Below are 23430 nucleotides of genomic sequence, written 5' to 3' on the forward strand. Positions count from 1 at the left end.
CGGGCACGGTCAGCCGGTGTGGCGTACCTCGGTGTCCCAGATCTGCGCCCACGGACGCCGCAGCCCCCGGCACACGTGGATCGGGCCGCCGTTCTCGTCGTTCTCCACCTCGACCCGCTGGTCCACCCGCCCGGCGAGCGTGCACTGCTCGAACCAGGAGTTCAGCTGGTCGGGGCGCTCCCAGCCGACGGCGATGACCACGTCCGCGTCGGCGGGCGGCCGACCGAAGTCGACCATGCTGTTGTGCCCGGAGTACGCCCGGGGCAGACCACGGGCCGGACCGTACCGGGCCACCGCGCCGGCCTCGCCGTAGTTGCCGGTCAGGACGACCGCCCGCGAACGCTCCTGCGGTGGCAGTCCGCGATGGACGACGGTGAGGGAGTCGGCGAACTCCGGCCAACCGATCGTCTCGCCGGCGTCGTAGTTGACGTCGACCACGAAACCGGGCAACCGGTCGGCCGGCAGCACCGGCAGTAGCAGCACGACGTTGGGCAGCAGAAACGGCACCACGCCCAGCGCGAGCAACCCTCGACGCCACCAGGCCGACCCGCGTGCCGTCCACGCCACGGTGACCAGAGCCCCGGCGGCGGTGAGGACCAGCAACAGCGGCGCGTCGTAGTAACCCTTGCCGCCGGCGATCAGCACGATGCCGAAAACCACAAGCCACGCCCACCCCACCGCCCGGTAGGCCCGCCACGCCGGCCGGCGCAGCAGCGCGACGAGGCCGGCGATCCAGATCGGTACGGCGTACGGGCTGATGATGACGAACTGGAGGGTGAACGCGTCGAGCCGACCACTGTAGGAGCTGTCGCCCTCGGAGATGGACGCGGCCACGCCGAGCTGCGGAAAGCCGTTGGTCGCCTGCCAGATCAGGTTCGGTGCGGCCAGCAACAGGGCGATTCCGGCGGCGGCGAGCACCCAACGGTCGCGCAGCAGCCGACGCGGCCCGGCGATGAGCACCCCGGCGACCAGCCCCACGGCCAGCAGCGCCGGCAGCAGCTTGCTGAGCATGCCCACACCGAGCGCCAGCCCGATCCCCAGCGCCCAGCGGCTGTCACCGGTGCGCAGCAACCGCACCGCGCACCACGCCGCGACCAACCAGACCAGCAGGTCCACGGTGGTGGTGCTGAGCAGGTGACCACTGGCGAGCACGATGCCGGAGAGCGCGGCGAGCACCGCCGCGAAGAGCTGCCCGCCCCGGCCGGCACCCAACTCGCGGGCGATGGCGCCGACCAGCAGCACCGCGCCGCCGGCCAGCAGCGCCGACGGGGTACGCAGCACCACCAGGTTGCCCGGCGCGATCGTGTCGAGCAGCCGGGCCAGCGCCGGGACCAGTGGCCCCTGATCGACGTAGCCCCAGTCGAGATGCCGACCGGCGAGCAGGAAGTACAGCTCGTCGCGGTGATACCCGTAACGGCCCGCGAGCAGCAGGAGCGTCACGGTGGTCGCGGCGGCCACCAGCCAGGGGCCGAGCGCCGGCGGACCTTGTACTCCCGGTTCGCCCGGTGAGCAGACCGCGGCCGGCCGACGAGGACGGTCGGTGTCGATGGCGTGTTCGCTCACCCGCTCATCATCGCCTTCCGCGTCGCCGCGTGGTGCCCCTGGTGCGTGCTGTCGCCGTCCGGACAAAAACAGGAATCCTGCTCGGTGGAACCTCGGCGGCAGTCGAGGCGTGAGTGTGGTGGACGTCGATGGGACGCCGGGAGGGCGGGGGCGAAGGGATGTTGCATGCCGACGAGTTCGACGAGTTCTACACCAGCACGTATCGACGCGTGGTCGGGCAGCTGTACGCGATGCTGGGGGACCTCAACGAGGCGGAGGACGCGGTACAGGAGGCGTACTGCCGTGCGTGGCAGCGACGGACGAAGCTGAACGAGTACGACAGTCCCGAGGCGTGGGTCCGCACCGTCGCCTACCGCATCGCGGTGAGCAGTTGGCGGCGAGCGAGGAACCGGCTGGCCGCACACCGGCGGCACGGCCCGCAGGATCCTGTCCACGCGACCGGCTCCGGTCATCTGGAACTCATCGGCGCCCTGGCGGGACTGCCGTACGAGCAGCGGCGGGTGGTGGTGCTCCACCACCTCGTCGGCCTGCCACTGGCCGACATCTGCCACGAGACGGGATCGCCACTGGGGACGGTGAAGTCCCGGCTTGCCCGGGGCAGGCAGGCGCTGGCCCAGCACTTCACGGAGTTGACGGACAGCGCTGACGGAAGGATCTCGGAAGATGTCTGACCTGCATCGGGCGCCCGGCGGGCCGGCCCCGTTCGAGGAGAGGCTGGCCAACCTGGCCGGGAGTGCGGCGGCCGTGGCGCGACCCGAGTCCCCGGCGGCCGTCCGACGTCGTGCCGGGCACCGGACGGTGCGCCGACGTCTTGGCACCGGGGTCCTGGCGGTGGCGGTACTGGGCGTCATCGCGCTCGGGGGCGCGTGGCGTTCGTCCCCCGACGACGCGGTACCGCCGGCGGTACCGCCCTCGCCGGTGAGCCCGCCGAACACCCCGGCACCGACCACGCCGTCGCCCACCGTTCAGTCGCCGACGACCGGTTCTCCCGAGGCGCCCAGTTCGTCGGCCGGCACCGGCGGCGCCCGGCCGCCGGGCGCGCCCGACTCGACGCCGAGTCAGTGCACGACGGCGCAGTTGACGGTCACGCTCGGATCCGAGGACGCCGCGAGCGGACACCGCAGCGTGGCAGTGGTGTTCCGCAACAGCGGAGACGCCACCTGCCGACTGACCGGCTACCCGGGGGTCGACGCGCTGGGCGGCGACGGCAAGACCCTGGCGCATGCCGAGCGCACACGGCGTGGCTACATGGGTGGTCCGGCGGGGACCGGGCGGCCCCCGACGGTGACGCTGCGTCCGGGCGAGTCCGCGTCGGCGTTGGTCGAGGCGTCGGGTTTCCGCGCCGACGGCACCGCGTGCAAACCGTACGTGAGCCTGTTGGTCACGCCGCCGGACGACGTCCGGTCGGTACGGCTGGGCTGGGACACCGACAGTTGCAGCGATCTGGAGGTGCACCCGGTGGTAGCCGGGACCACGGGTCGCTCGGCGTGACCGTACGGAGCCGGACCGCCGTGGCGCGTTGAGCGCCGCGGCGGTCCGCCGCGTGCGGGTGGTCGGACCGGGTGCGAAGATCAGCTTTGTCACTCGGACCGAAAGGACGATATGCGCTATCGCACTCTGGGCAACACCGGCACCGTGGTGTCCACCCTGTGTCTGGGCACGATGACCTTCGGCGCGGAGACCGACGAGGCTGGCAGCTTCGCCCAACTGGACCGGTTCGTCGAGGCCGGCGGCACGTTCGTCGACACCGCTGACGTCTACTCCGCCGGTGTCTCCGAGGACATCGTCGGGCGATGGCTGCGCAGCCGACCCGACCTGCGTGACCGCCTGGTGATCGCCACCAAGGGGCGGTTCCCGATGGGCCCGGGGGCGAACGACGCCGGCCTGTCCCGGGTTCACCTCACCCGCGCCCTGGACGCCAGCCTGCGGCGGCTCGGCGTCGAGGCCGTCGACCTGTACCAGGCGCACGCCTGGGACCCGCTGACCCCGCTGCCGGAGACGCTGCGGTTCTTCGACGACGCGGTCAGCGCCGGCAAGATCCGATACGCGGGGGTCAGCAACTTCACAGGCTGGCAGTTGCAGAAGGCCGCCCTGCTCACCCAGCACCTCAACCTCACCCCGATCGTGACCCTGCAACCGCAGTACAACCTGCTGGCCCGGGAGATCGAGTTCGAGTTGGTGCCGGTCTGCGAGAACGAGGGCATCGGCATCCTGCCGTGGTCACCGCTCGGCGGCGGGTGGCTGACCGGCAAGTACCAACGCGACAGCACGCCCACCGGGGCGACGCGGCTCGGCGAGAACCCGCAGCGCGGCGTCGAGGCGTACGCGGGTCGCAACGCCGAGGAGCGCACCTGGCGGGTGCTCGACGCGGTCCGCCAGATCGCCGGGGAACAAGGCGTGTCCATGTCGGCGGTGGCGCTGTCCTGGCTGGCGGCCCGACCGGCGGTCACCTCGGTGATCCTCGGCGCGCGTACCACCGAGCAGCTCGACGACAATCTGACCGCCGCCGACCTGGTCCTCGACGCCGAGCAGATGCGGCTGCTGGACGAGGTGAGCGCCCCGCTGGTGGGCGACTACCCGTACGGCGGCGCGGGTGTGCGCCAACGCGCCCGCGACCTACCGACCGGGTCATGACGTCGTTCCCCGAGCCCACCAACCCGGCCGGCAGCCGCACCGAGGTCTTCCTGCGCTACCTGGACTACTTCCGGGAGTCCGTGGTGGCCAAGGTGTCGGCGCTGGCTGAGCCGGAGCTGCGGCGCAGCCGGCTGCCGTCCGGGTGGACCCCACTGGAGCTGCTCACCCACCTGCGCCACGTCGAGCTGCGCTGGATCGAGTGGGGTTTCCAGGGCCGCGACGTCGCCGACCCGTGGGGCGACCGCCGCGACGACCGCTGGTACGTCGGCCCCGACGAGACCCGCGCGGAGCTGGTGGCGGCGTTGCGGGCGCAGGGCGCGCACACCACTGCCGTGGTGACGGCACACGACCTGGCCGAGATCGGCGCGCCGGGCCCGCGCTGGAACGGCGCGGACCCGGCGTCGCTGGAGCGGGTGCTGTTCCACCTGGTGCAGGAGTACGCCCGCCACCTCGGTCACCTCGACGTGGTCGCCGAACTCGCCGGCGGCCCGACCGGAGAGTGAGACCGTCGGGCATCTGTAACCCGAGCGTCTTCGACGCCGGCGGCTCGATAATGGGCCAATGCCGCTGCTCGTCGCACCCGCCCTGCCCGCCGGGAGTTTCGCCGCGCGGGAGCAACCCCACCTTCCGGTACGCCCCGGGCTGGCGCTGCGGCCGTGGCGTGACGACGACGCCCCGGTCGTCCGGGCTGCCTTCGACTGTCCGGTGATCCAGCGATGGCACGTGCGTCGCCTCGACAGCGACGACGAGGCACGGTCGTGGACGGCGCAGTGGGCCGGCCGTTGGCGCGATGAGAGCGCCGCCAGTTGGGCGGTCGTCGAGGCCGACGACCGGCCCGTCGGACAGGTGGGGTTGCGCGACGTGCTGCTGACCGAGGCGTCGGCGCAGGTGTCGTACTGGGTGGTGCCCGCCGCGCGCGGTCGAGGGATCGCCACCGGGGCGCTGCTCACCCTGGCCCGGTGGAGCTTCGCCCGGGGCGGGTTGCACCGGCTGGCGCTGGAGCACTCGACCGGCAACGCGGCGTCCTGCCAGGTGGCCGCGCGGGCCGGTTTCACGGAGGAGGGCGTGGCCCGCGAGTCGGTGCGTCACGCCGACGGCTGGCACGACATGCACCGGCACGCCCGGCTGGCGACCTCGGTGGAGTCAGGAGCCGACCGGGACGACGGTGGTGGTCGCGGGCAGTAGCGCCGCACCGTCTCGGAACACTCGTCAACCAGCAAGACACCACATCGGCTCGCGAGGTTTACCGGGGCCAGAACTACTGCTTTCAGTAGGGGCAGTTGCGCTTGTCGCGCACCATCTGCGCGTACTCGGCGCCGGTGATGCGCAACCTGTCGGTCTTGGTGCCGTCCTTGGCCCGACAATCGTCGAACGGGCTGAGGTAGAACCAGGCGTAGGCCGAGTCGTCCGCGCGCCCGGTCACCTCGAACGGCTTGTCGCCGGGTGCCGAGATCACCATCGTCTGGCGTCGTCCCTCGGCCAGGTAATCCAATTCCAGGCGCCATCGGCAGTGCTGCTTCGCGCTGAGCGCTCGTACCTGAATGACGTTCTTCTCACCCTTGGGCAGGGTGATCTTGTGGGTGGCGAAGAACGGGGCACCGGCGTCCTCGCCATCCGGGTCCTCGACGAGCATCCGGGGATTCGGTCGATCCACGTGTGTCACGAGGACGACCTTCTTGGAGTCACCCTGGGAGGGGTTGGGCTCACGGATCCCGGTGAGCGGGGGGCGGCAGGGCTCGACGAGGACGGGCCGGAGGTCGACGGCCTCGGCGGCCTCGTCCCGGGTGCCGACGAGGGTGATCTCCCAGGTGCTCCGTTCGATGTCGACCGCGCCGGCCTCGACGGTCGGATCGTCCGGGCGTTTGGCATCCAGCCGAGTCAGGTCGAAGCCGGCGGGGTAGACGTAGTCGAGCGCCCCCTCCTGCGGGTAGGGGACGTGCTTCAGGTCCAGGACGACGACAGGCCCCCGACCGGCCAACTGCTCGGCCAGTTCGTTCGCCGGCTTCCACTGGTTGATCATGCCGAGAACGACGGCGCCGAGCCAGGTGGCGACGGCACCGACCACAATCGTCAGCAGCCAGGTGACGGGACGTTTCCACCAGGCGACGGTTGCCGACGCGGGCGACGACACCGGGGCCGGCGCGGAGGCCCTACGGCGACGCGGGCGCTTGTTACGTGGACTCATGGACCGGCGTCTCCTGCATATCGATGGACGTGTCGGTGTTGAGGAGCCGACGGGCCAGCAGCACGGGCAGCGCAACGAGCCAACCCCAGGCCGCGCCGAAGCGCAGCGAGGAGGTCAATTGCAGGCCCAGGGACTCCCAGGGAGCGCAGCCGGTCGGGGAGTCCGAGACCGTGCAGTCGACGAGGACAGCGGACGTCGCGGTCAGCGCGGACGCCGCGATCGTGGCACCCCAACAGACGACGACGAGCCCGAGGCGATGCCCGCCACTGGGCAGGCCGGCGAGCAGCGCCCACAGCAGGAGCCACAGCACCAACAGCAGTGCGAGGGCGAGCACCGACCTGTGCACCCACACGTCCATCGACAGGGGATTCGGCTCGATCTCGTGAGTCAGCCGGTACCCCACATCATCGCGGGCGCGTGGCGGCGGCGACAGGGCAGGGCGGTACAGGAATTCCCTGAGCATTCCCAGGAAACCCCTCCCCGAATTGCTGTCCCAGACCGCCTGGGTGCCGTTGATCAGCGTGAGCACCAGCACCGGAAGGACCCCGGCCAGGGCAAGGTTCGCGCTGCGTCCTCGTCGGTCGCCGATCAGCGGAACGCGGGTTGCCGGCTCGGTGTCCTCGTCCGTGTCGTCAGCCGCGTCCTGGTCCTCGTCCTCCGCTTGGTTCTCGATCTCCTCTTCGTCGTCGCCTTCACCATCGTCGGCGTCATCGTTCAGCCAGTCCACCAGCAACATCGCGAGGCGGGCGCTACCTACCAGGCTCGCGTTCGCTGCTGCCGCCACGCAGCCGAAAAAAAGGGCATCGGATGACCAGCCCTCCAGCGCCAGATTCGCGCTGGCGAGGAGCGTTGAGTGGTCAAGTGCCTCGTTGGCGTACCAGCCGGCGGGGGCGGAGTGGACACGCACCACCAAGGTGGCCCACCAGAGCAGATCCCCGATCGCCGCAGCCGTGAGCGCGGCCGCCGCGCCGGTCATCGCCGCGATGAACGGGTGCGTCCGCCGGGTGACGAGACCGCAGGCCAGGTACGTCGACACCCCGATCAGCAGGATCACGACCCAACGGATCAGCGGCGTCACCGCATCCATCATGGGAGCGGCCAAGGGGTCGAGGGGGGCGAAGAAAACCACGCCCTTCGCGACGAGCGTTGGGAAGTCAGCGGCGGTCCGCGTGACGGTGAACGGCCCCGTGAAGGCGCGCACCTTGGCGGTTACCACCAGGTACAGGACGATGGGACCCGCCATCGAGAGCACAGCGACGAATATCCTGAGTGGTCGGCTCATCCGGCCGGCCGCAACCCGAGGCGGATCGTCACGCCGTCAGTCTCTCGCATTGCGCTGCTCCGGATAAGCCCGTCCGTGCCCACTCGGGCGTTGCCGACGACCGCCTCAGCGGGTCTCCGCCCAGCCGACGAAGCGCGGGGTCAGATCGGGCAGCGCGACGCCTGGGTTGAGCTTGGCGAGGTCAGCCTCGGCGGTCTCCTGCGCCTTCGCCAGGTGGTTCAACAGACCGGGCCGATCCTCGCGGTACTGACCGAGCAGGCGCAGCTTCGACGTCGAGCACGGCCACGCCGAGGCGGACACTGTGCAGCTGCACATCGTCCCGGCGGACGCGCCCAGCTACCCCGGGCTCGACGGCCCGTTCACCATCGCCGACATGCCGGACGGGTCGCGGGTCGCGCACGTCGACAGCGCGGCACGGGCGCAGATCCTCGATCAAACGTCGGATCTTGTTAGCCTGGAACGACGGTGGGAGCGTATTCGCGGCGAGGCCCTGCCCCGAGGGCGTTCGGTGGAACTTCTCAGAGAAGCGGCAGCATCATGGACATGACCGGTGCGCGGTGGCGGAAGAGCACGAAGAGCGGCGGCAACGGTGGCAACTGTGTCGAGGTTGCCGACAACCTTCCGGGCGTGGTCCTGGTTCGCGACACGAAGGACCGCGACGGCGGCACGCTGACGTTCAACCTCCAGTCGTGGCGGGGCTTCGTCGCGATGGCACGCAACGCCGGCTGACCGACCACCTCGTCCGAAAGGCTCCCGGCGCTGGCCGGGGGCCTTCGCGTGGGCCTGGCACGACCACCGCCCACGGCAGGCCGGTGGTTGACGAAACCACCCCGCCCGCCGCTTCTCGTCGAGGGTCGCCGGGACTATCCGGAGACGATTTGGGCCGGCCTTCGGGCACCGGAGTCGTTCCGGTCGGTCGGCGCAACCGCAGCAGGGCGGCGGTGCAGGCACCGAGCACGCCGAGGTTCATCGCCGCCGCGACCGCCGTCCAGGTCACCAACGCCAACGTGTCGTAGCCGAGTTGGACGTAGGTTCTGGTCGACCTCGACCTGCCGGCCCACGAGTACGACACCCTGCACGCCCTGGCCGGCCGCCGGGGCCGGGCGGCACCCTCGGACCTCGCCGCGGACCTCACGATGGCCCCCGCCTCGATCACCGCGCGGGTGGACGCGCTGCTCCGGCGGGGCTTCGTGCGCCGCATTCCGTCGACAGTCGACCGTCGTCGAGTCGACGTGGAGCTCACCGAGGCGGGTCAGGCCGCGTGGCGTGGGGCGTTGGAGGTCCAGGGTGCCGAGGAGCACCGCCTGCTCGGCGTGCTCACCGCGACCGAACGGCGACACCTCTCCGACCTGCTGCGCCGGGTGCTGCTCGTCGCCGAACAGCCGCCGGGCGCGCCGAAGACCGACTGAGCACGCCGAAAAACGCCTGGCGGCCCGCGTACCGCCGATGGAAGGGTGACCGGCGTGACTGCGCATGCGCTGGCCGGAGCCCTGGCCGACGACAGACGGCGACGGATCTTCGCGGCGATCGTGCTGGGTGCGACAAGCGCGAGCGAGGTCGCCGCGCAGGCCGGCCTGCCGGCGCGGGTGGTGCTCACCGGGGTCCGCCGACTCACCGACGCGGGCCTCGTGACCGGCGCGGACGGGGCGCTCTCGGCCGACGACGCGTCGCTGCGGGCGACCGCGCGCGACAGCCGCCCGGCCGACGACGCCGACCCCGGCGCCGACCCGGTGCTGCGGACCTTCCTGCGGGGCGACGTCCTGGTGGGCCTGCCGGCGCAGCGGGGGCGACGGCGGGTCCTGCTGGCGCACATCGCCGAGCAGTCGTTCGAGCCGGGCACCCGCTATCCGGAGCGGGCCGTCGACGACGCGCTCAAGCCGTGGTGCGCCGCGGGAGGGTCGGATCACGCGACGCTGCGCCGGTACCTGATCGACGAGCAGTTGCTCACCCGTGAGCACGGCGTCTACCAGCGGCTCTGATCGTTCGCCGCGCGAATCGTCCCGTCGCGGAGGATCTTGCTAGCCTCGGCGCATGACCTCCTGCACGCCCTCCGACGGCCCGCCGGACCTGTTGTTCCTGCTCTCCTGGGCGAGCCACGCGTTGCAGACCGAGCACGCCGCAGGGCTGGCCGAGCTGGGCATCTCGCCGCGGGCGCACTACGTGCTGGCGCAGGCCCGCACCGGTGATCTGACCCAGCGGGAGATCGGTGAGCGGTGCGGTGTGGACAAGACCACGATGGTCGTGACGCTCGACCAGTTGGAGCGGGCCGGGCTGGCCGAGCGCCGTCCGGTGCCGACGGACCGACGTGCCCGGCTGGTCGCTGTGACTCCGGCGGGGGAGCAGGTGTTGCGGCAAGCGCAACAGGTGGTTCGGCGCATCCAGGGCGACCTGCTCGCGACCCTGCCCGAGCAGGACCGGGAGGTGTTCCTGCGGGCGCTCCTGGCGCTGGTGAGCGGACCACTGGCCAACACCTCCCCGTACGCGCCGGGGGCCCGCTCCGGCTGTTAGTACCGAGAAAGATAGTTCCGGACAAGACTATCTGTTACGGTCGTACTCGTTCGCTTCCCCTGAACGAGGAGCCGTCATGAGCGCTGCCACCGTCACGACCCCCGCCCCCTCCCCACTGCGCCGTCGCGCCCTCGGTGTCGCCGCCGCCGTCGTGGCCTGCCTGGTCATCTGGGCGATCGGCGCGCTGGCCGGAGTCGACTACACCGTCGAGAGCCCCGGCCAGCCCGCCACGGTCATCGGTGCCGGCGCGATAGTCACTGTCGCCCTGGGGGCCGCCCTGCTCGGCTGGGCGGCGCTGGCGCTCCTGGAGCGGTTCGCCACCCGGGTCGCACGACCGGTCTGGATCTCGGTCGCCATCGTCGTGACGGTGCTGTCCTTCTTCCCGCTGCTCAGCGTCGAGGCCACCGGTGGCGCCAAGCTTGTCCTCGGCGCGACGCACATGGCCGTGGCGGTCGCCTTGATCACCCTGCTGCCCCGCCCTCGCCGGTAACCAACCGCACTCTGGAATTACCCGCGGGCACCTCGTGTCGCGCCCACGAAGACGATCGCCCGAAGCTGTCAGCAACGGTGTTGCACGCAGAGCGACAGGCGTGGGTGAGTGGGAGATCGTGGTCAGGTCCTTTGGAGCTGAATCGTTTGCGACATCAGCTCCACAGGTGACGCGGGAGGTCTCCCCGTCGGCGGGCGTTTGGCCCGGTCAGACCTTGAGTAGTGCCTTCGTGCATGACTGATGACGAAGCGACCAACCACCTGTCGTCGAGTTTGGCCGAGGAGTTGACTGCGGCCATCCGCGGCACGAGTGCCGCCGTCGTCGTCGCCCACGACCGGCAACTGCTGCGGGACCTGGCCGACCGGCCGCGCCTGCGCGTCGGCGAGCCGTCGAGGTAATGCCGTTGACCGGGCAGTGATGATCAACAGGTGACCATCACCGCCCGACCAACCTGGACGACCAGCGCCAGTTGGCCCGATCACCCCGACGCGGTGCTGCTGCTGCGCGAGTACATGACCGAGATGGTGGTTCGCTATCACCGTCGCCCGGCCCTGCCCGGCGAGGTCGACGCGGCCCTGGCCGAGTTGCCCAGCGACGATCTGGCCGCGCCGAGCGGGCTTCTCCTGCTCGCGCACCACGGCACCGACCTGGCCGGCTGCGCAGGGCTGCGCTGGCAACCGGGCTGGGCCGAGCTGACCCGGGTGTTCATCCGCTCCGAGCATCGCGGCGCCGGTGGGGGCGCGGCGCTGCTGGCCGCCGTCGAGGAGTACGCCCGCGCGGCCGGGGCGGACCGGATCCGGCTCGACACCCGGCACGACCTGGTCGAGGCCCGCGCCCTGTACGCCCGGCACGGCTACGCCGAGATCCCGGCGTACTCGCAGGGCCCCTACGCCGAACACTGGTTTGAAAAGCGGCTGTCCTGACTGTGAGGTTCGTACGCCGACCGCGACGGGTGGGATCGGCGCGCCTGCACGCCGATCCCACCCGAGGCTGAGAGCCTTTTTCACATGGTGTTACCCGACGCTCCGGTGCTCGCCCGTCCGCCCGCGCCACCGGCGCTGCCGAGCGGGCCGGTCGAGGTCACCGAGGCGTGGCTGCGCAACCGGCGCCTGTCCGAGCACACCCGCGACGCCTACCGGCGGGACGTCACCGGCTGGGTGCGCTGGTGCGCCGACCGCGACCTGGACCCGCTGCGGGCCACGTTCCTGCACGTCAACGAGTACGCCCGTGCCCTGGAGAGCAGCGTCGGCGCCCGCAGCGGCCGCCCACTGACCCCGGCGACCGTCGCGCGTCGACTCTCGGCGCTGTCCAGTTGGTACGACTTCCTGGTCAAACTGGGCGCCGTGCCGGCCAACCCGGTCTCGGGCGCTGACCGCCCCCGCGTCGACCGGGACCACTCCGCCACCGTCGGGCTCACCCCTGAGGAGGTGGACGCCCTACTCGCCGCCGCCGACGCGGACACCAGCGCGACCGCCGTACGCAACCGGGCGGCGCTCGCGCTCCTCGCCGACCTGGGTCTGCGGGTCGGCGAGCTGATCTCGCTGGACCTGACCGACCTCGGCACCGAACGCGGCCACCGCAGCGTGCGTTTCATCGGCAAGGGCGGCAAACAACGCCGCCGCGCCCTCACCCCCGGCACCGGGCACGCCCTGGACGCCTACCTGGCCCAACGGGCCGCCACCACCGGCGTGCCGGTGCCGCAGCTCACCGGCCCGCTGCTGGTCACCGCCAGCGGTGCCCGGCTGGACCGGCACTCGGTATTCCGGATGGTCCGGCGGCTCGCCCGCGCCGCCGGCATCCCCGCCTGGGCGAAGCTGTCCCCGCACTCGCTACGGCACGCCTTCGCCACCACCGCCCGCTCGGAGGGCGTGCCGTTGGAGGACGTGCAGGACGCCATGGGGCACGCCGACCCGCGCACCACCCGCCGCTACGACCGGGACCGGCACAACCTCGACCGCGACCCGGCCTACGCGGTATGGGCGGCGCGGTCGCGGCGTCACGGCTGAGCATCGCCTTTTGCGCTGCCGCGGCTGAGCGGCGCCTGCGGCGTCAGCCCTGCGGGCGGGGGCAGATGCAGAACGGCTGCCCGATCGGGTCGAGAAGCACCACCCAGCGCTCACCGCCGGGCTGGAAGGCCGGCTTCGACGCGCCCGCGGCGACGAACTTCTCCTCCGCCGCCGCCAGGTCGTCGACGTAGAGATCGAGGTGGTAGCGCTGGTCGCCAGCCGGGTCCGGCCAGGAGGGCGGTCGGTAGCCCTCGACCAGCCCGAAGCCGATGGAGACGCCACCGGAGCTGATCATCGCGTACTCCGGTTGGCTGTGGGTGACCTCCCAGCCCAGCGCCTCGTGGTAGAACGCGGCGTGGCCGGCGGGATCGGAACTGTCGAGGTTGACCATCGCGAGGTCTGCAGAAGCTGTCACGCCGGCAGTATGCCGCCGGGGCCCGACAACTCCGGCCCGCGACACCGGCAAGGAGAGGGGTTCAGGGGGCGTCGAGGGGCCAGAAGGTCATGCGGGCCGTGCCGTCGCGGCAGATCAGGCCGGTGCCGACCCGTCGGCAGTCGGTCAGACCCGCCGGAAGCACCGTGGACACCCGACGACCGTCGCGTCCCAGCGTGGCGACCAGGGAGCGCCTGCCGTCCGCCGCCATCCCCAGCACCACCAGGGGCTCCGCCGGCACCCGGGGGCCCGCCACCGTGCGCCAGCGCGCCCCGGCCGGCCACGTCCACACCCGCGCCCCGTTGGCCGCGTCGATCGCCCAGCGTCCCTGCTCGTCCTGCCCGCAGATCAGGCCCTGGCAGGGCCGCAGGGTCAGCTCACCCGGGTCCGCCGGCGCCTGCCACCGCGGTGCCAGCCCCGGTAGGTCGTACCCGGTCAGCGCCACCGCGCCGCCGCTCGGATGGCGCAGCACCAGGTGATCGCCGACGACCTGCGGATTGTCCGGGCCATAGTTCGCCGGCGGAAGCCGTCCCCGCCCGCTCTCAGTGCCGTCACGGGCGTCGAGCAGCCGGGCCAGTCCGTTGTCCTGCACCAGCAGCAACTGCCCCGGCAGCGCCAGCAGCACCGCCGTGGAAGGCACCGGGACCGACCATCGGGTCGCGCCCGTCGCCGGCTCGACAAAGTGCACGCTGCCCTCGACCCGCCGTCCCGGTTCGGAGGCGCTGCGCACCTCGCTCACCGCGACCGCCGCGTCCCCGACCGCGTACACCCGCTCGGGTCGCCGCCACAGCGGCTGGCCGGTACGCATCGACCGCGCGGTGGTCACCCGTGCCCCGCGCGCCTGGTCGCGTTCGACAAGCAGCAGCAGGTCACCGGCGACCTCGGCGAACCATCCGGCGGCGGGTGGCACGGTGACCCGCCACCGCGGCGGGCCGCCTGGCGCGGCCGCGTCGTAGGCGCTCAACGTCGGCGGGTTCGAGTCCGGGTCGACGACCAGCAGCAGCGGCCCCGCGCCGAGCACGGTTGCCCGGGCGGGCACCGCCAGCGCGACCTCGGGCGTCAGCCGCGCGGCCGGGGCGGCACCGCCGAGCAGCGCACAGACCGCCACCAGCACCGCCACCCGCCACCGGCGGGACAGCCGCAGCGGTGGTCGGTGCTCGTCCAGGGGCGCGCCCCGGTCGTCACCCAGCTCGATCAGCACCGACATCCGCGCCACCCGTCCGCTCGCGCCGGCCGTTTCAGCAGAGCAGTTCCAGGTGGTGGTGGGCGTCCTCGGCGATCTCCTCGTGCCGCAGCCAGCGGCGCGCCCACAGCCGGGCGGCCAACTCCGCCTGCTCGTCACCCCACGCGGCGTGCTCGACGAGCAACGCGGTGGTCAGGGCGTACGCCAGACGCAACGCCAGACCACGGGCGCCCGCGAGCACCGCCGACGCACCCGGGTCGACGGTCACCGCCGTAATGGTCTCCTCCAACCGCGCCGCGGCGGTGGCCAGTGTGTCGGCCAGCACCGGCGACAGCGGCCGAGCCAGGTCGACGGCGGCGGCGAGCCGGCTCAGCAGCGGCGCCCCGGCGTCCTCCCGGGCCAGCGCGCGCAGCACGTCCAGGGCCAGCACGTTCGTGGTGCCCTCCCAGATCGGCAGCACCTGGGCGTCGCGCAGCAGGCGGGGCACGCCGGTGTCCTCCACGTAGCCGGCCCCGCCGAAGCTCTCCACGTACTCGCTGGCGGAACTGACGGCGAGCCGGCCGGTGGCCAGCTTCGCCAACGGCGCCACGATGCGTAGCTCCGCCGCCGCCTCCGGGTCGGCGCCGACCTCGACCCGACCGAGCAGGGCGAAGGCGTGACCGGCCAGGGCGAACGCGCCCGCCGCGTCGACCGCGAGGGTGCCCAGGGTGGCCCGGTGCAGGGGCGAGGACGCCAGCGGGCCGCCGGCGACGTGCCGCACGTCGGCGTACGCGCGGGCGTAGGCGAGACCCCGTCGCATCCCGCCGGCCGCCGCCGCCGCGTTGTGCACCCGGGTCACCACGACCAGGGTCATCGCCCGGACCAGACCGGGCACCGTCGGGTCACCCAGCGGCAGGGCGTACGCGTCACGCAGGCCGATCTCGGCGGTGGGCAGCGCCCGGGTGCCGAGTTTGTCCTTGAGGCGGTGCACTGTGACACCAGGTGCGGGTGCGCCCGGCGCTGGGCCGTCGGTCAGCGGTGAGTCGACCGCGTACCGGGGAACGAGGAACGGGGCGAGCACCCGGCTGCCCCGCCCGGCGCCCTCCGGCCGGGCCAACGCCACCGCCATCGCCGCGTCGGCGGCGGAGCAGAACCACTTCTCCCCGGTCAGCCGCCACGAACCGTCCGCCGCGGGTCGACCGATCGTGCTGGAGCGGCCCAGGTCGGAGCCGCCCTGCGCTTCGGTCATCCACTGCCCGCTGGTGATCGCCGTGGCCGGCTCCGTGGAGATCAGCCGGGGCAGCCACGCGTCGCGGACCGTGGCGTCGACGTCGGGCATGCTGAGCAGCGCCGCCGCCCCGTCGGCCATCGCCACCGGGCAGGAGAAGGTCGCCGACTCCGGCCCGTACAGGTGCAGCAGGGCGTGTTGCACCACCCGCGCGGCGGCACCCCAGGTGCCCCGGGCGCCCGGCAGGTAGGGCAGCGCCACCACGGCGTGTCGGGCGGCGGCGGCACGCTGCGCCTGCCAACCCGCGGAGGTGTCGATGCGATCGATCCGGGCGCCCCACGCGTCGTAGCGGACCAGCGTCGGCGGGTGCGCCTCCGCGTCGGCGTGCGCCGCGCGCAGCGGCCCGGTGACGTCGGCGGCCAGGTCGGCGAGGCGGCCCTTCGCGGCGGCGTGCCCGCCCGGGCCGAGGTGACGCTCCAGCCAGGACCGCAGCATTCCATCGCCGGCGTACGGGTCGACGGGGGGTGGTACCGGCTGCACGAAGCGGCTCATCGATCGGCTCCTGGCACTGCTCGGGGATGTGCGCCGACGGTAGACGATGCGGAGCCGCCGCGAACAGGGCACACCCGCCCGTCGGGCACACCCAGTTTCCGGCTTGTCGCCCGTCGGCGTGAGCAGGTTCTCTACGGTCGGTAGTCGTGGGTGCGGGCCAGCCGTGGAGCAGACCGTCCCGGCGTCACCGCCCGATGCGCACCGGGTTGGCGTTCGCCGGGTTCGGCGTGGCGCTGTGCTGCGTCGGGGTGGCCGGGTTGGGCGCCTGGAACCTGCAGACCGTCCGGCAGGCCGCCGGCCCGATCCGGGAGACCGCCGACGGTTTCCTCAGCGAGGTGGCCCTCGGCGACAGCGACCGGGCGTACGAGCGGCTCTGCGAGGACGCCCGCAGCCGGTGGAGCGCGATCGGCTTCACCAGTTGGGTGCGGACGCCGCCGATGGTCACCGACTACGAGATCACCGACGTGTCGGTCGCCACCCGCAGCGGACGACCGCACGGCACGGTGACCGTGAAGGTGACCCGCGACGGCGGGATCAGCGAGGAACGTCGCCTGCCGGTGGTCCGCGAGGACGGGAACTGGCGGGTGTGCGGTGACCCCTTCTAGGCCCCCGGTCGCCGCTCCGACACGCCCACAGTTGCTGCGACCACGTGAGGGGGTGCAGCCGACCACCTCCACGGAGCTCTTCTTCGACCTCGTCTTCATCTTCAGCATCACCCAGTTGTCGCACTACCTGCTGGCGCACCTGGACTGGCGGGGTGCGGGGCGTACCGGCCTGTTGCTGGCGCTGGTGTGGCTCGTCTGGGTCTACACCACCTGGCTGACCAACTGGCTGCAACCGGACCAGGGGCCGGTACGGACGATGCTGATCGGGGTGGGGCTGGGCAGCCTGCTGTTGTCGGCGGCGATTCCGGAGGCGTTCGGCTCGACCGGCCTGCTCTTCGCGCTGGTCTACGTGGTCGTGCAGGTGGGCCGCACCCTGTTCGCGTTGTGGGCGGTGCAGGGCAGCCCGTGGCTGGTGGCCGGATTTCAGCAGTCGCTGCCGTGGATCGCCGGGACGTCGGTGCTCGTGGTCCTCGGTGGCCTGGTCGGCGGGGCCGCCCGGGACGCGGTGTGGGCGGCGGTGATCGTGATCGAGGTGATCGGCCTGTCGATCGGCTATCCGCTGCCGGGGCGGGGACGCAGCCGACCCGAGCGGTGGATGGTGGAGGGCGGTCACCTGGCCGAACGGTGCGCGGCGTTCGTCCTGATCGCGCTGGGGGAGTCGATCCTGGTCACCGGCAGCACCCTCACGTCGCACGTGGACCTGGTGACGACTGGGGCGTTCCTGCTGGCGTTCGGCGGTTCGGTGGCGCTGTGGTGGGTCTACTTCGCCCGATCGGCCCCGGCCGCCACGGAGGTCTTCGCCCACGCCGGAGAGCGCACCGGCGCGTTGAGCAGAGTCGCTTTCAACTTCCTGCACCCGGTGATCGTCGCCGGGGTCGTCGTCACGTCGGCGGCCGACGAGCGGTTGCTGCGGGAGCCCGGCTCACCGGCCACCACTGTCGACGTGCTGCTCACCCTCGGTGGTCCCGCCCTCTTCCTGGCCGGGCACGCCGCCTACAAGGCGCTGCTGTGGCGGACCCTGCCGACCAGCCGGGTCACTGCGGTGGTGGTCCTGTTGGCGTTGATGCCGGTCGGTGTGTGGCTAAAGGTGCCCGTCGCGGTGTGCGCCGCGGTGGCGTTGGCGGTGACGGTCGCCGTGATCCTGACCGACCGGTTCCGGGTGCGGGCCGCCGCCCGGCAGCCGTCCTGACCGTCCGGCCGCGTCGGGTCGGTTCTAGGACAACGGCACAGTCGGCGGGCCGGCGGATGGTTAGCGTGGGTCACCGGCCCTCCGGGTGACCTTCCGCAGTGCTCGGACGAGCGGAGGCGACCCGATGACGACCGCGCAACAGACCTGGCCACAGCGATGGTTGATGCTTGTCGCCGCCGCCGGCTACGGCAAGACCACCGCCCTGGAGACCATCGGCGGCGACGGACCGACAACCTGCCACCGGGCGACCGACCTGATCGGGGCGGCGTCACACGCCAGCCCGCAGCCCCTGGAACGGGTCGCGGTGGACGAGGTGTCGGCGCTCACCGCCGACGACCAACTCGCCCTGGTTCGCCTGTTGACCGCGCTGCCGGGTCAGCCGGCGGTGACACTGGCCGCCCGGCAACCGCTCACCGCCGCGGCGTTGAGCGCCTGCGCCGTACCCGTCGTCGAGCGTGGGCCGGAAACGCTCGCCCTCAGCCGGGACGCAGTCGCCCGGATCCTGCGCGACGAGCACGCGGTGCCCGACAGCGACCTGGCCTACCTGGTGTACGAACTGACCGCCGGCTGGCCAGCGTGGGTGCACCTCGCCGGCGACGCCCTCGGCCGACAGGGCGTCGGCCGGCGGGAACTGCTCGCCGCCCTGACCGAGCCCGGCACCGCGGGTGGGCACTTCGCCCGCGACGAGGTCCTCGCCGACCTGCCCGCACCGGTGGCGCGCCTGCTCGGTCGCGTCCACGACCTCGACCCGATCAGCGCGCCGCTGTGTGCGGCCGTCGACGGTCACGCCGCCGCCGAGGGCACCGCGGAGGCGCTGCGCTGGGCGACCCGTACCGGACTGCTGGTCGTCCACCCCCGCCGGCGGCCCGGTCGCACGCCGCCAACGTTTCACCTGGTCCGGGTGCTCGCCGAGGTGTTGGCGCAGCAACCGGGCCGGCCCGAAGCCGCAGAACGCCGTGGGCGGAACGCCGCCGCCGACTGGTACCTCGCCAACGCGTACCCGCTGGCGGCGGCCCGAGCCCTGCACGACGCGGGGGACACCGCCCGGTGTGCCGACCTGATCGCACGCCACGGCGGGGAAATGCTCGCCGCCGGCGGGGCGCCGGACGTCACCGACCTGGTAAACGCGTTACCGCAGGCCGACCAGAGCCCCGACATCCGGCTGATCCACGGTGAGGCGCTGCGAATGTCCGGCTCGGTGACCCAGGCGGCACGGGCCTTCGCCCCACTGCTGGCGCAGGCGGACCGCGACCGTCGCTGGCCGGCACGGTTGCTCTGGCGGGCGGCGATGGTGCCGTACCTGCGTGCCGACTATGCCGGCGCCCTGGCCGTGCTCGACCTGGTCGGTACACAGGCGCCGGCCACCCCGCCCGGCCCCGACGACGTGCTGGTGCTGGCCTGGCGCGCCAGCACCCTCGCTCAGCTCGGCCAGGTCGAGGACGCCATCACCACCGGGACCCGGGCGCTCGCCGTGGCGCAGCAACTCACCGAGGACGCCCCGCTGGCGGCGGCGCACATCGCGGCGGCACTGACCTCGTCCGGCACCCGCCGCGACGGGCACCTCGCCGAGGCCCTGGCGGCGGCGGAACGCGCGGGCGACCTGGTCCAGCAGGCGCGGGTCCTGGTCAACCAGGCGCACTGCCTGCTGCGGGAGGCCCGTTACCCGTCGGCGCTGGCCACCGCCGTGCGGGCCGTCCGCGCGGCGGAACTCGCCGGCCCGCCGGGTGTGCTGGTGACCGCCCTGCACAACGCCGGTGAGGCGCTGCTGCGGCTGGGGCGCTACGACGAGGCGACGCTGCACTTCAGCCGGTCCACCTCGGTCTCGCAACGGTTGGGACTGCGCCGGGCGGCGGCCGGTGTCTACGGGATCGCCGAGGTCGCTCGCCGTCTCGGCCGACGGGAGGAGGCGTTGGCGGCCTTCACCGAGGCGGCGGAGCTGGCCCGCGACGTGGGAGACCTGCAGGTGCTCATTCCGGCGCTCGTCGGCCTGGCTCGGCTGCAATGCGAGGGCGTGGACGCCGACCTCACGGCCGCCCGCGCCGCCGCCGACGAGGCGCACCGTCTCGCGCCGGCGTACCTGCTCTCATCCGCGCTCGTCGCGACGGGCTGGGTGGCGTACGCCGGGGGTGATCTGGGGGTGGCCCGGCGGCGGGCGGCCGAAGCGGTCGGCGCGGCCCGGGCCGGGCGTCAGTCCGACGCGTTGGCGGAGGCCCTGGAACTCACCGCCGCGGTCGCCGCCGAGCCGGAGGCGAGTCGCACCGCGTTGCTGGAGGCCGCAGAGATCTGGCAGGCGGCGGGCGCGGGTCCGGCCGCCGAGCAGATCACCGTCCTGCTCGGCCGCGTCCCGGGTGCCGACGGCGCGCAGCGGTCGGCGGCGCAGGTGGCCGCGGACCGGTTGGTGGCGCTCGGTGTCGAGACGGTCGACGGGCGCCAGTTGTCCGAGACCTCCGCCGGCAGCGATGCCGTCGAGGTGCGGGTGCTCGGCCGGTTCGAGGTCGTCGTCGGCGGGCAGGAGGTCCCGCTGCCGGCGTGGCGGTCCCGGCAGGCCCGTACGCTGCTGAAGATCCTCGTCGCCCGGCGTGGCCGTGCCATGGGGCGGGCGGAACTGTGTGAGCTGTTGTGGCCCGACGACGAACCGAGGCGCACCGCGCACCGCCTGTCGGTGCTGCTGTCCGCCGTGCGTGCCGTGCTCGACCCGCCCCGCCGGTGGCCCGCCGACCGGTACGTCCGCGCCGACCTGACCGGCGTACGCGTCGACCTGACCCGGGTGGTCGTCGACGCGGAGAGCCTCCTCGCCGACGTCCCCCGGGCCGAGCGCGTCGCCCGCGACGGTGACCCGGCGCGGGCCCGTGAGCTGCTCGCCGAGGTCGACGCCGCCTACCGGGGGGACGCCTTCGCCGACGAGCCGTACGAGGACTGGGCCGACGGGCTGCGGGAACAGACCCGCTCGGTGTGGTTGCGGGCCCTGCGCGAACTCGCCCGCCTGTACCGGCGCGACGGTGACGCCGACCGGGCCGCCACCACCCTGGTCCGGCTGCTCGACGCCGACTCCTATGACGAGTGGGCGCACCGCGCGCTGGTCGGGACGCTCGTCGGCGCCGGCCGGCACGGTGAGGCCCGCCGGGCGTTCGACAGGTGGTCCGGGGCGATGCGCGTGATCGACGCACCGCCCCCGGATCCGGGTGTGCTGCGCGGCCGGGCCGGTCAGCAGCTGTAGAAGTTCACGCTGCCCGCGTCGGTCTGCACGTACGAGTAGAAGATCGCGCCGAGGTCGACCTCGTCGTCCTCCGCGCAGGTGTCCTCCCCGGGCCCACCGTCGAGGGTGTCGCCGCCGGTGCCACCCGTGACGGTGTCGCCGGCCACCCCGATCAGCAGGTCGGCGCCGTGGGAGCCGGAGAGGACGTCGTTGCCCTCCAGGCCGGCGAGCAGGTCGGCGCCGCCGCCGCCGGCGATGAAGTCCCCGCAGCCCTCACCGTAGATGGTGTCGTCACCCCAGCCGCCGTGGATCGTGTCGACGCCACCGCCGCCGTAGATGATGTCGTCGCCACCGAGCCCGTAGATCTCGTCGGGTCCGCCACCGCCGTAGATGATGTCGTCGCCCTCGGTGCCCATGATCGGGTCGCCGTCGGTGCTGGCGCACGGGTTCGCGTTCGGGTCGGCGTGCGCCGCGCCGCCGCCGACCAGACCGGCGCTGAGCAGTAGGGCGGCCATTACCGCCGCCGCCGACGCTCGGGTACGCATGATGGAACCTCCTGTTCGTGGGCTCCGTCCGGAGCCCGGCGACGCCACGATGACGTCAGGCGCAGGGTCGCAGCCGCACGTCATCGTGGCGTCAGTACGACGCGCTGCTGACGCCCTCCTGACGACCGTGCGGAGTCTGATCCCACAGCCGTCGTCGACAGTCGACGAGGCAGTGCGGAGGGAAATCCAATGAAGCGGAAACTGGCTGGTCTGGCAGTGCTGACCGGCATGGCGGCGGCCACGACGTTGCTCGTACCGGCGACCCCGGCGCAGGCGTCGGTCGGCCTGTACCGGGTCGCCGCCACAAGCGTCCTGGACGCGACGAACGCCAAGACGATGCCCATCTCGTGCAACGGGGCCGATCAGGTCGTCGGCGCCGGCGGGCGCATCAACGACGGTCAGGGTGACGTCCTGATGACCCGCGTGTACGCCGACGCCACCCTGCACACGGTGACCGTGCTGGGCGTGGAGGCCAACGCCACGAACGTGCCCTGGTCGGTCGACGCGTTCGCGGTCTGCGCACCGGCCGGGGCGGTGGCCGGCCTGCAACTGGTGACCACCACGTCGGTCAACAACGCCCTCGACAAGGTGGGCATCACCGCCGTCTGCCCGGCGGGCAAGAAGACCTTCGGCGGCGGGTACCGGATCGACAACGCCAACGCCGCCGTGGCGATCGACGAGTTGGCGTTTACCTCGGCGCTCGGCTCGGTCTCGAGCACCGCGTACGTGTTCGGCGCGCCTGGCAACTTCACCCTGCAGACCCAGGCGTTCTGCGGCACCCCGCTGCCGGCGATGGCGTTGACCGAGGCGACGAGCGCGTTCAACGCGAACGCGCCAAAGTCGGTGACCACGCCGGTCTGCGCGGCGGGGTCGCAGACCGCGGGGGTCGGTGCGGTCTTGACCGGGCTCACCGGGGCCGGTTCGGTGGCGACCCTGCTGCCCAGGGCGGCGCTGGACAGCGCGGAGTCGACCGGACGGGAGATCGTCGCGTACGCCGCGGGGTGGAACGTCAGGGCGCAGCAGGTCTGCGTCGGCTGAATCCACCCGCACCAGGGCCGGCCGTCCCCACGCAGGGGGCGGCCGGCAACCGCGTCGGCGGCTCAGTCGCGGGGGCCGAGGTCGCCGCTGCGGTAGTGCCGGCGGCAGAGCACCTGGTAGCGCACCTCGGCGGTGTCGACGGTGTCACCGATGACGACCTGGGCGCCCTCGCGGACGACCCGCCCGTCGACGACACGGGCGTTGAGCAGCCCTTCGCGGCCGCACCAGCAGAGCACCTCGACCTGGATGCGGGCCACCTCGTCGGCCAGCTCGAACAGGCGTTGTGCGGCGGGGAACATGCTCGACCGGAAGTCGGTGGCCAGGCCGAAGGCGAACACGTCGACGTCGTAGCTGTCGACCAGCTCGGCCATCTGCTCGACATGCTCGACCGTGTAGAAGCACGCCTCGTCGCAGATGAGGTAGTCGACGCGTACCCCGTCGGCCCACCGGCCGCGCACCAGGGCCCGCAGGTCCAGGTCATCGGTGACCTCGATGGCCTCGTGGGCCAGGCCGATGCGGGTGGTGACCTGCGGGCCCAGCGACCTGTCGATGCGGGTGGTGACCAGCCCGCGCCGGCCCTGCCGGGCGTGGTTGTAGTTCATCTGCAACGCCATCGTGGACTTGCCGCAGTCCATCGGCCCCCAGAAGAACTTCAACGCCGCCGCGTGCACCGGACGCCCGTCGAGCCCGCGCGCGGCCGCGCACCCGGCCGGGGCGTGTGGCTGGCCGGGGAACGGGTGGGCCAGGCAGGTAGGGGCGGTGGCGGCGTCGTCGGTCACGGTCGGGCAGCCTAGCCCATTGATCGGCCCGATTC

General features: G+C 72.8%; 26 protein-coding genes and 1 pseudogene. 18 read left to right on the top strand and 9 right to left on the bottom strand.

All coding sequences use genetic code 11. From position 1 onward, the window contains the following. Positions 1 to 9: 9 nt before the first annotated feature. Entirely contained in the window at positions 10 to 1563 is a 1554-nt protein-coding gene (locus KBX71_RS23200) for a glycosyltransferase family 39 protein (RefSeq protein WP_210820033.1), read from the bottom strand. Between the two features lie 158 nt (positions 1564 to 1721). On the opposite strand from KBX71_RS23200, the gene KBX71_RS23205 reads away from it, so the two are divergent. The 5 genes from KBX71_RS23205 to KBX71_RS23225 all read left to right on the top strand — a co-directional run bounded on the left by KBX71_RS23205 (position 1722) and on the right by KBX71_RS23225 (position 5382). Further along, entirely contained in the window at positions 1722 to 2234 is a 513-nt protein-coding gene (locus KBX71_RS23205) for a SigE family RNA polymerase sigma factor (protein WP_210820099.1), read from the top strand. Further along, positions 2227 to 3054, top strand: a complete 828-nt coding sequence (locus tag KBX71_RS23210; protein WP_210820034.1) for a DUF4232 domain-containing protein — start codon at positions 2227 to 2229, stop codon at positions 3052 to 3054. The genes KBX71_RS23205 and KBX71_RS23210 overlap by 8 nt, the downstream gene beginning before the upstream one ends. Before the next feature lie 111 nt (positions 3055 to 3165). After that, entirely contained in the window at positions 3166 to 4197 is a 1032-nt protein-coding gene (locus tag KBX71_RS23215; RefSeq protein WP_247683984.1) for an aldo/keto reductase, read from the top strand. Beyond that, complete coding sequence (locus KBX71_RS23220) at positions 4194 to 4700, top strand: DinB family protein (RefSeq protein WP_210820035.1); 507 nt, start codon at positions 4194 to 4196, stop codon at positions 4698 to 4700. The genes KBX71_RS23215 and KBX71_RS23220 overlap by 4 nt, the downstream gene beginning before the upstream one ends. 58 nt (positions 4701 to 4758) lie before the next feature. Then, positions 4759 to 5382 carry a GNAT family N-acetyltransferase gene (locus KBX71_RS23225; protein ID WP_210820036.1) on the top strand — a complete coding sequence of 208 codons (624 nt, stop codon included), beginning with the start codon at positions 4759 to 4761 and terminating at the stop codon, positions 5380 to 5382. A gap of 82 nt (positions 5383 to 5464) precedes the next feature. Here the strand turns inward: KBX71_RS23225 and KBX71_RS23230 are convergent, their stop codons facing one another. From KBX71_RS23230 to KBX71_RS34860, 3 genes are all read right to left on the bottom strand, one after another. Beyond that, positions 5465 to 6382, bottom strand: a complete 918-nt coding sequence (locus KBX71_RS23230; protein WP_210820037.1) for a hypothetical protein — start codon at positions 6380 to 6382, stop codon at positions 5465 to 5467. Further along, entirely contained in the window at positions 6369 to 7634 is a 1266-nt protein-coding gene (locus KBX71_RS23235; RefSeq protein ID WP_210820038.1) for a hypothetical protein, read from the bottom strand. Before KBX71_RS23235 ends, KBX71_RS23230 begins: the two co-directional genes overlap by 14 nt. Before the next feature lie 135 nt (positions 7635 to 7769). Continuing rightward, positions 7770 to 7964 (bottom strand): flavin reductase, encoded by a 195-nt coding sequence (locus KBX71_RS34860; RefSeq protein WP_374102629.1) that lies wholly within the window; start codon positions 7962 to 7964, stop codon positions 7770 to 7772. Between KBX71_RS34860 and KBX71_RS23240 the strand changes: the two are divergent. From KBX71_RS23240 to KBX71_RS23280, 9 genes and pseudogenes are all read left to right on the top strand, one after another. After that, positions 7951 to 8211, top strand: a pseudogene (locus KBX71_RS23240) (Scr1 family TA system antitoxin-like transcriptional regulator); the annotation flags it as partial. The gene KBX71_RS34860 and the pseudogene KBX71_RS23240 overlap by 14 nt on opposite strands. Beyond that, a complete protein-coding gene (locus KBX71_RS23245) occupies positions 8202 to 8393 on the top strand; it encodes a DUF397 domain-containing protein (protein ID WP_210820039.1) in 192 nt (63 codons plus the stop codon). The pseudogene KBX71_RS23240 and the gene KBX71_RS23245, both read left to right, overlap by 10 nt. Positions 8394 to 8713: 320 nt before the next feature. Continuing rightward, on the top strand, positions 8714 to 9073 hold the full coding sequence (locus tag KBX71_RS23250) for a MarR family winged helix-turn-helix transcriptional regulator (protein ID WP_256442141.1): 360 nt from the start codon (positions 8714 to 8716) through the stop codon (positions 9071 to 9073). A 54-nt stretch (positions 9074 to 9127) separates the two neighbouring features. After that, on the top strand, positions 9128 to 9643 hold the full coding sequence (locus KBX71_RS23255; RefSeq protein WP_210820040.1) for a DUF2087 domain-containing protein: 516 nt from the start codon (positions 9128 to 9130) through the stop codon (positions 9641 to 9643). Between the two features lie 52 nt (positions 9644 to 9695). After that, positions 9696 to 10172 carry a MarR family winged helix-turn-helix transcriptional regulator gene (locus KBX71_RS34430; RefSeq protein ID WP_210820041.1) on the top strand — a complete coding sequence of 159 codons (477 nt, stop codon included), beginning with the start codon at positions 9696 to 9698 and terminating at the stop codon, positions 10170 to 10172. 76 nt (positions 10173 to 10248) lie between these two features. Then, complete coding sequence (locus tag KBX71_RS23265; RefSeq protein ID WP_210820042.1) at positions 10249 to 10662, top strand: DUF6069 family protein; 414 nt, start codon at positions 10249 to 10251, stop codon at positions 10660 to 10662. Positions 10663 to 10895: 233 nt separating this feature from the next. Next, positions 10896 to 11060 (top strand): hypothetical protein, encoded by a 165-nt coding sequence (locus tag KBX71_RS23270; RefSeq protein WP_210820043.1) that lies wholly within the window; start codon positions 10896 to 10898, stop codon positions 11058 to 11060. Between the two features lie 30 nt (positions 11061 to 11090). Next, positions 11091 to 11585 (top strand): GNAT family N-acetyltransferase, encoded by a 495-nt coding sequence (locus tag KBX71_RS23275; protein WP_307847258.1) that lies wholly within the window; start codon positions 11091 to 11093, stop codon positions 11583 to 11585. A gap of 84 nt (positions 11586 to 11669) precedes the next feature. Next, complete coding sequence (locus tag KBX71_RS23280; protein WP_210820044.1) at positions 11670 to 12668, top strand: tyrosine-type recombinase/integrase; 999 nt, start codon at positions 11670 to 11672, stop codon at positions 12666 to 12668. 43 nt (positions 12669 to 12711) lie between these two features. Here KBX71_RS23280 and KBX71_RS23285 read toward each other — a convergent pair whose 3' ends face one another. The 3 genes from KBX71_RS23285 to KBX71_RS23295 all read right to left on the bottom strand — a co-directional run bounded on the left by KBX71_RS23285 (position 12712) and on the right by KBX71_RS23295 (position 16043). Further along, the gene (locus tag KBX71_RS23285; protein ID WP_210820045.1) at positions 12712 to 13083 is read right to left on the bottom strand and encodes a VOC family protein; all 372 of its coding nucleotides are present in this window, start codon (positions 13081 to 13083) and stop codon (positions 12712 to 12714) included. 61 nt (positions 13084 to 13144) lie between these two features. After that, complete coding sequence (locus KBX71_RS23290) at positions 13145 to 14308, bottom strand: PQQ-binding-like beta-propeller repeat protein (RefSeq protein ID WP_210820046.1); 1164 nt, start codon at positions 14306 to 14308, stop codon at positions 13145 to 13147. Between the two features lie 31 nt (positions 14309 to 14339). Then, entirely contained in the window at positions 14340 to 16043 is a 1704-nt protein-coding gene (locus KBX71_RS23295) for an acyl-CoA dehydrogenase family protein (RefSeq protein ID WP_210820047.1), read from the bottom strand. A gap of 146 nt (positions 16044 to 16189) precedes the next feature. Between KBX71_RS23295 and KBX71_RS23300 the strand changes: the two genes are divergently transcribed. The 3 genes from KBX71_RS23300 to KBX71_RS23310 all read left to right on the top strand — a co-directional run bounded on the left by KBX71_RS23300 (position 16190) and on the right by KBX71_RS23310 (position 21054). Beyond that, positions 16190 to 16648, top strand: coding sequence for a DUF4878 domain-containing protein (locus tag KBX71_RS23300; RefSeq protein ID WP_210820048.1), 459 nt, complete (start codon positions 16190 to 16192; stop codon positions 16646 to 16648). Between the two features lie 52 nt (positions 16649 to 16700). Further along, positions 16701 to 17837 carry a low temperature requirement protein A gene (locus tag KBX71_RS23305; RefSeq protein ID WP_210820049.1) on the top strand — a complete coding sequence of 379 codons (1137 nt, stop codon included), beginning with the start codon at positions 16701 to 16703 and terminating at the stop codon, positions 17835 to 17837. Positions 17838 to 17961: 124 nt separating this feature from the next. Further along, positions 17962 to 21054 (top strand): BTAD domain-containing putative transcriptional regulator, encoded by a 3093-nt coding sequence (locus tag KBX71_RS23310; protein WP_210820050.1) that lies wholly within the window; start codon positions 17962 to 17964, stop codon positions 21052 to 21054. Here the strand turns inward: KBX71_RS23310 and KBX71_RS23315 are convergent. Beyond that, the gene (locus KBX71_RS23315) at positions 21042 to 21578 is read right to left on the bottom strand and encodes a hypothetical protein (RefSeq protein WP_210820051.1); all 537 of its coding nucleotides are present in this window, start codon (positions 21576 to 21578) and stop codon (positions 21042 to 21044) included. The genes KBX71_RS23310 and KBX71_RS23315 overlap by 13 nt on opposite strands. Before the next feature lie 189 nt (positions 21579 to 21767). Between KBX71_RS23315 and KBX71_RS23320 the strand changes: the two genes are divergently transcribed. Then, complete coding sequence (locus tag KBX71_RS23320) at positions 21768 to 22616, top strand: hypothetical protein (RefSeq protein ID WP_210820052.1); 849 nt, start codon at positions 21768 to 21770, stop codon at positions 22614 to 22616. Between the two features lie 62 nt (positions 22617 to 22678). Here the strand turns inward: KBX71_RS23320 and KBX71_RS23325 are convergent, their stop codons facing one another. Further along, on the bottom strand, positions 22679 to 23395 hold the full coding sequence (locus KBX71_RS23325) for a thymidine kinase (RefSeq protein WP_210820053.1): 717 nt from the start codon (positions 23393 to 23395) through the stop codon (positions 22679 to 22681). Between the last annotated feature and the right edge of the window lie 35 nt (positions 23396 to 23430).

Source organism: Micromonospora sp. D93, assembly GCF_018070365.1.
In the GTDB taxonomy this organism is placed as follows: domain Bacteria; phylum Actinomycetota; class Actinomycetes; order Mycobacteriales; family Micromonosporaceae; genus Micromonospora; species Micromonospora ureilytica.

Excerpts from the sequence above, each read along its gene's own strand:
- KBX71_RS23315 (WP_210820051.1), bottom strand. The coding sequence starts at position 21,578 with ATGCGTACCCGAGCGTCGGCGGCGGCGGTAATGGCCGCCCTACTGCTC.
- KBX71_RS23265 (WP_210820042.1), top strand. The coding sequence starts at position 10,249 with ATGAGCGCTGCCACCGTCACGACCCCCGCCCCCTCCCCACTGCGCCGT.
- KBX71_RS23290 (WP_210820046.1), bottom strand. The coding sequence starts at position 14,308 with ATGTCGGTGCTGATCGAGCTGGGTGACGACCGGGGCGCGCCCCTGGAC.
- KBX71_RS23215 (WP_247683984.1), top strand. The coding sequence starts at position 3,166 with ATGCGCTATCGCACTCTGGGCAACACCGGCACCGTGGTGTCCACCCTG.
- KBX71_RS23310 (WP_210820050.1), top strand. The coding sequence starts at position 17,962 with ATGACGACCGCGCAACAGACCTGGCCACAGCGATGGTTGATGCTTGTC.
- KBX71_RS23205 (WP_210820099.1), top strand. The coding sequence starts at position 1,722 with ATGTTGCATGCCGACGAGTTCGACGAGTTCTACACCAGCACGTATCGA.
- KBX71_RS23210 (WP_210820034.1), top strand. The coding sequence starts at position 2,227 with ATGTCTGACCTGCATCGGGCGCCCGGCGGGCCGGCCCCGTTCGAGGAG.
- KBX71_RS23230 (WP_210820037.1), bottom strand. The coding sequence starts at position 6,382 with ATGAGTCCACGTAACAAGCGCCCGCGTCGCCGTAGGGCCTCCGCGCCG.
- KBX71_RS23270 (WP_210820043.1), top strand. The coding sequence starts at position 10,896 with ATGACTGATGACGAAGCGACCAACCACCTGTCGTCGAGTTTGGCCGAG.
- KBX71_RS34430 (WP_210820041.1), top strand. The coding sequence starts at position 9,696 with ATGACCTCCTGCACGCCCTCCGACGGCCCGCCGGACCTGTTGTTCCTG.
- KBX71_RS23220 (WP_210820035.1), top strand. The coding sequence starts at position 4,194 with ATGACGTCGTTCCCCGAGCCCACCAACCCGGCCGGCAGCCGCACCGAG.
- KBX71_RS23245 (WP_210820039.1), top strand. The coding sequence starts at position 8,202 with ATGGACATGACCGGTGCGCGGTGGCGGAAGAGCACGAAGAGCGGCGGC.
- KBX71_RS23320 (WP_210820052.1), top strand. The coding sequence starts at position 21,768 with ATGAAGCGGAAACTGGCTGGTCTGGCAGTGCTGACCGGCATGGCGGCG.
- KBX71_RS23225 (WP_210820036.1), top strand. The coding sequence starts at position 4,759 with ATGCCGCTGCTCGTCGCACCCGCCCTGCCCGCCGGGAGTTTCGCCGCG.
- KBX71_RS23295 (WP_210820047.1), bottom strand. The coding sequence starts at position 16,043 with ATGAGCCGCTTCGTGCAGCCGGTACCACCCCCCGTCGACCCGTACGCC.
- KBX71_RS23280 (WP_210820044.1), top strand. The coding sequence starts at position 11,670 with ATGGTGTTACCCGACGCTCCGGTGCTCGCCCGTCCGCCCGCGCCACCG.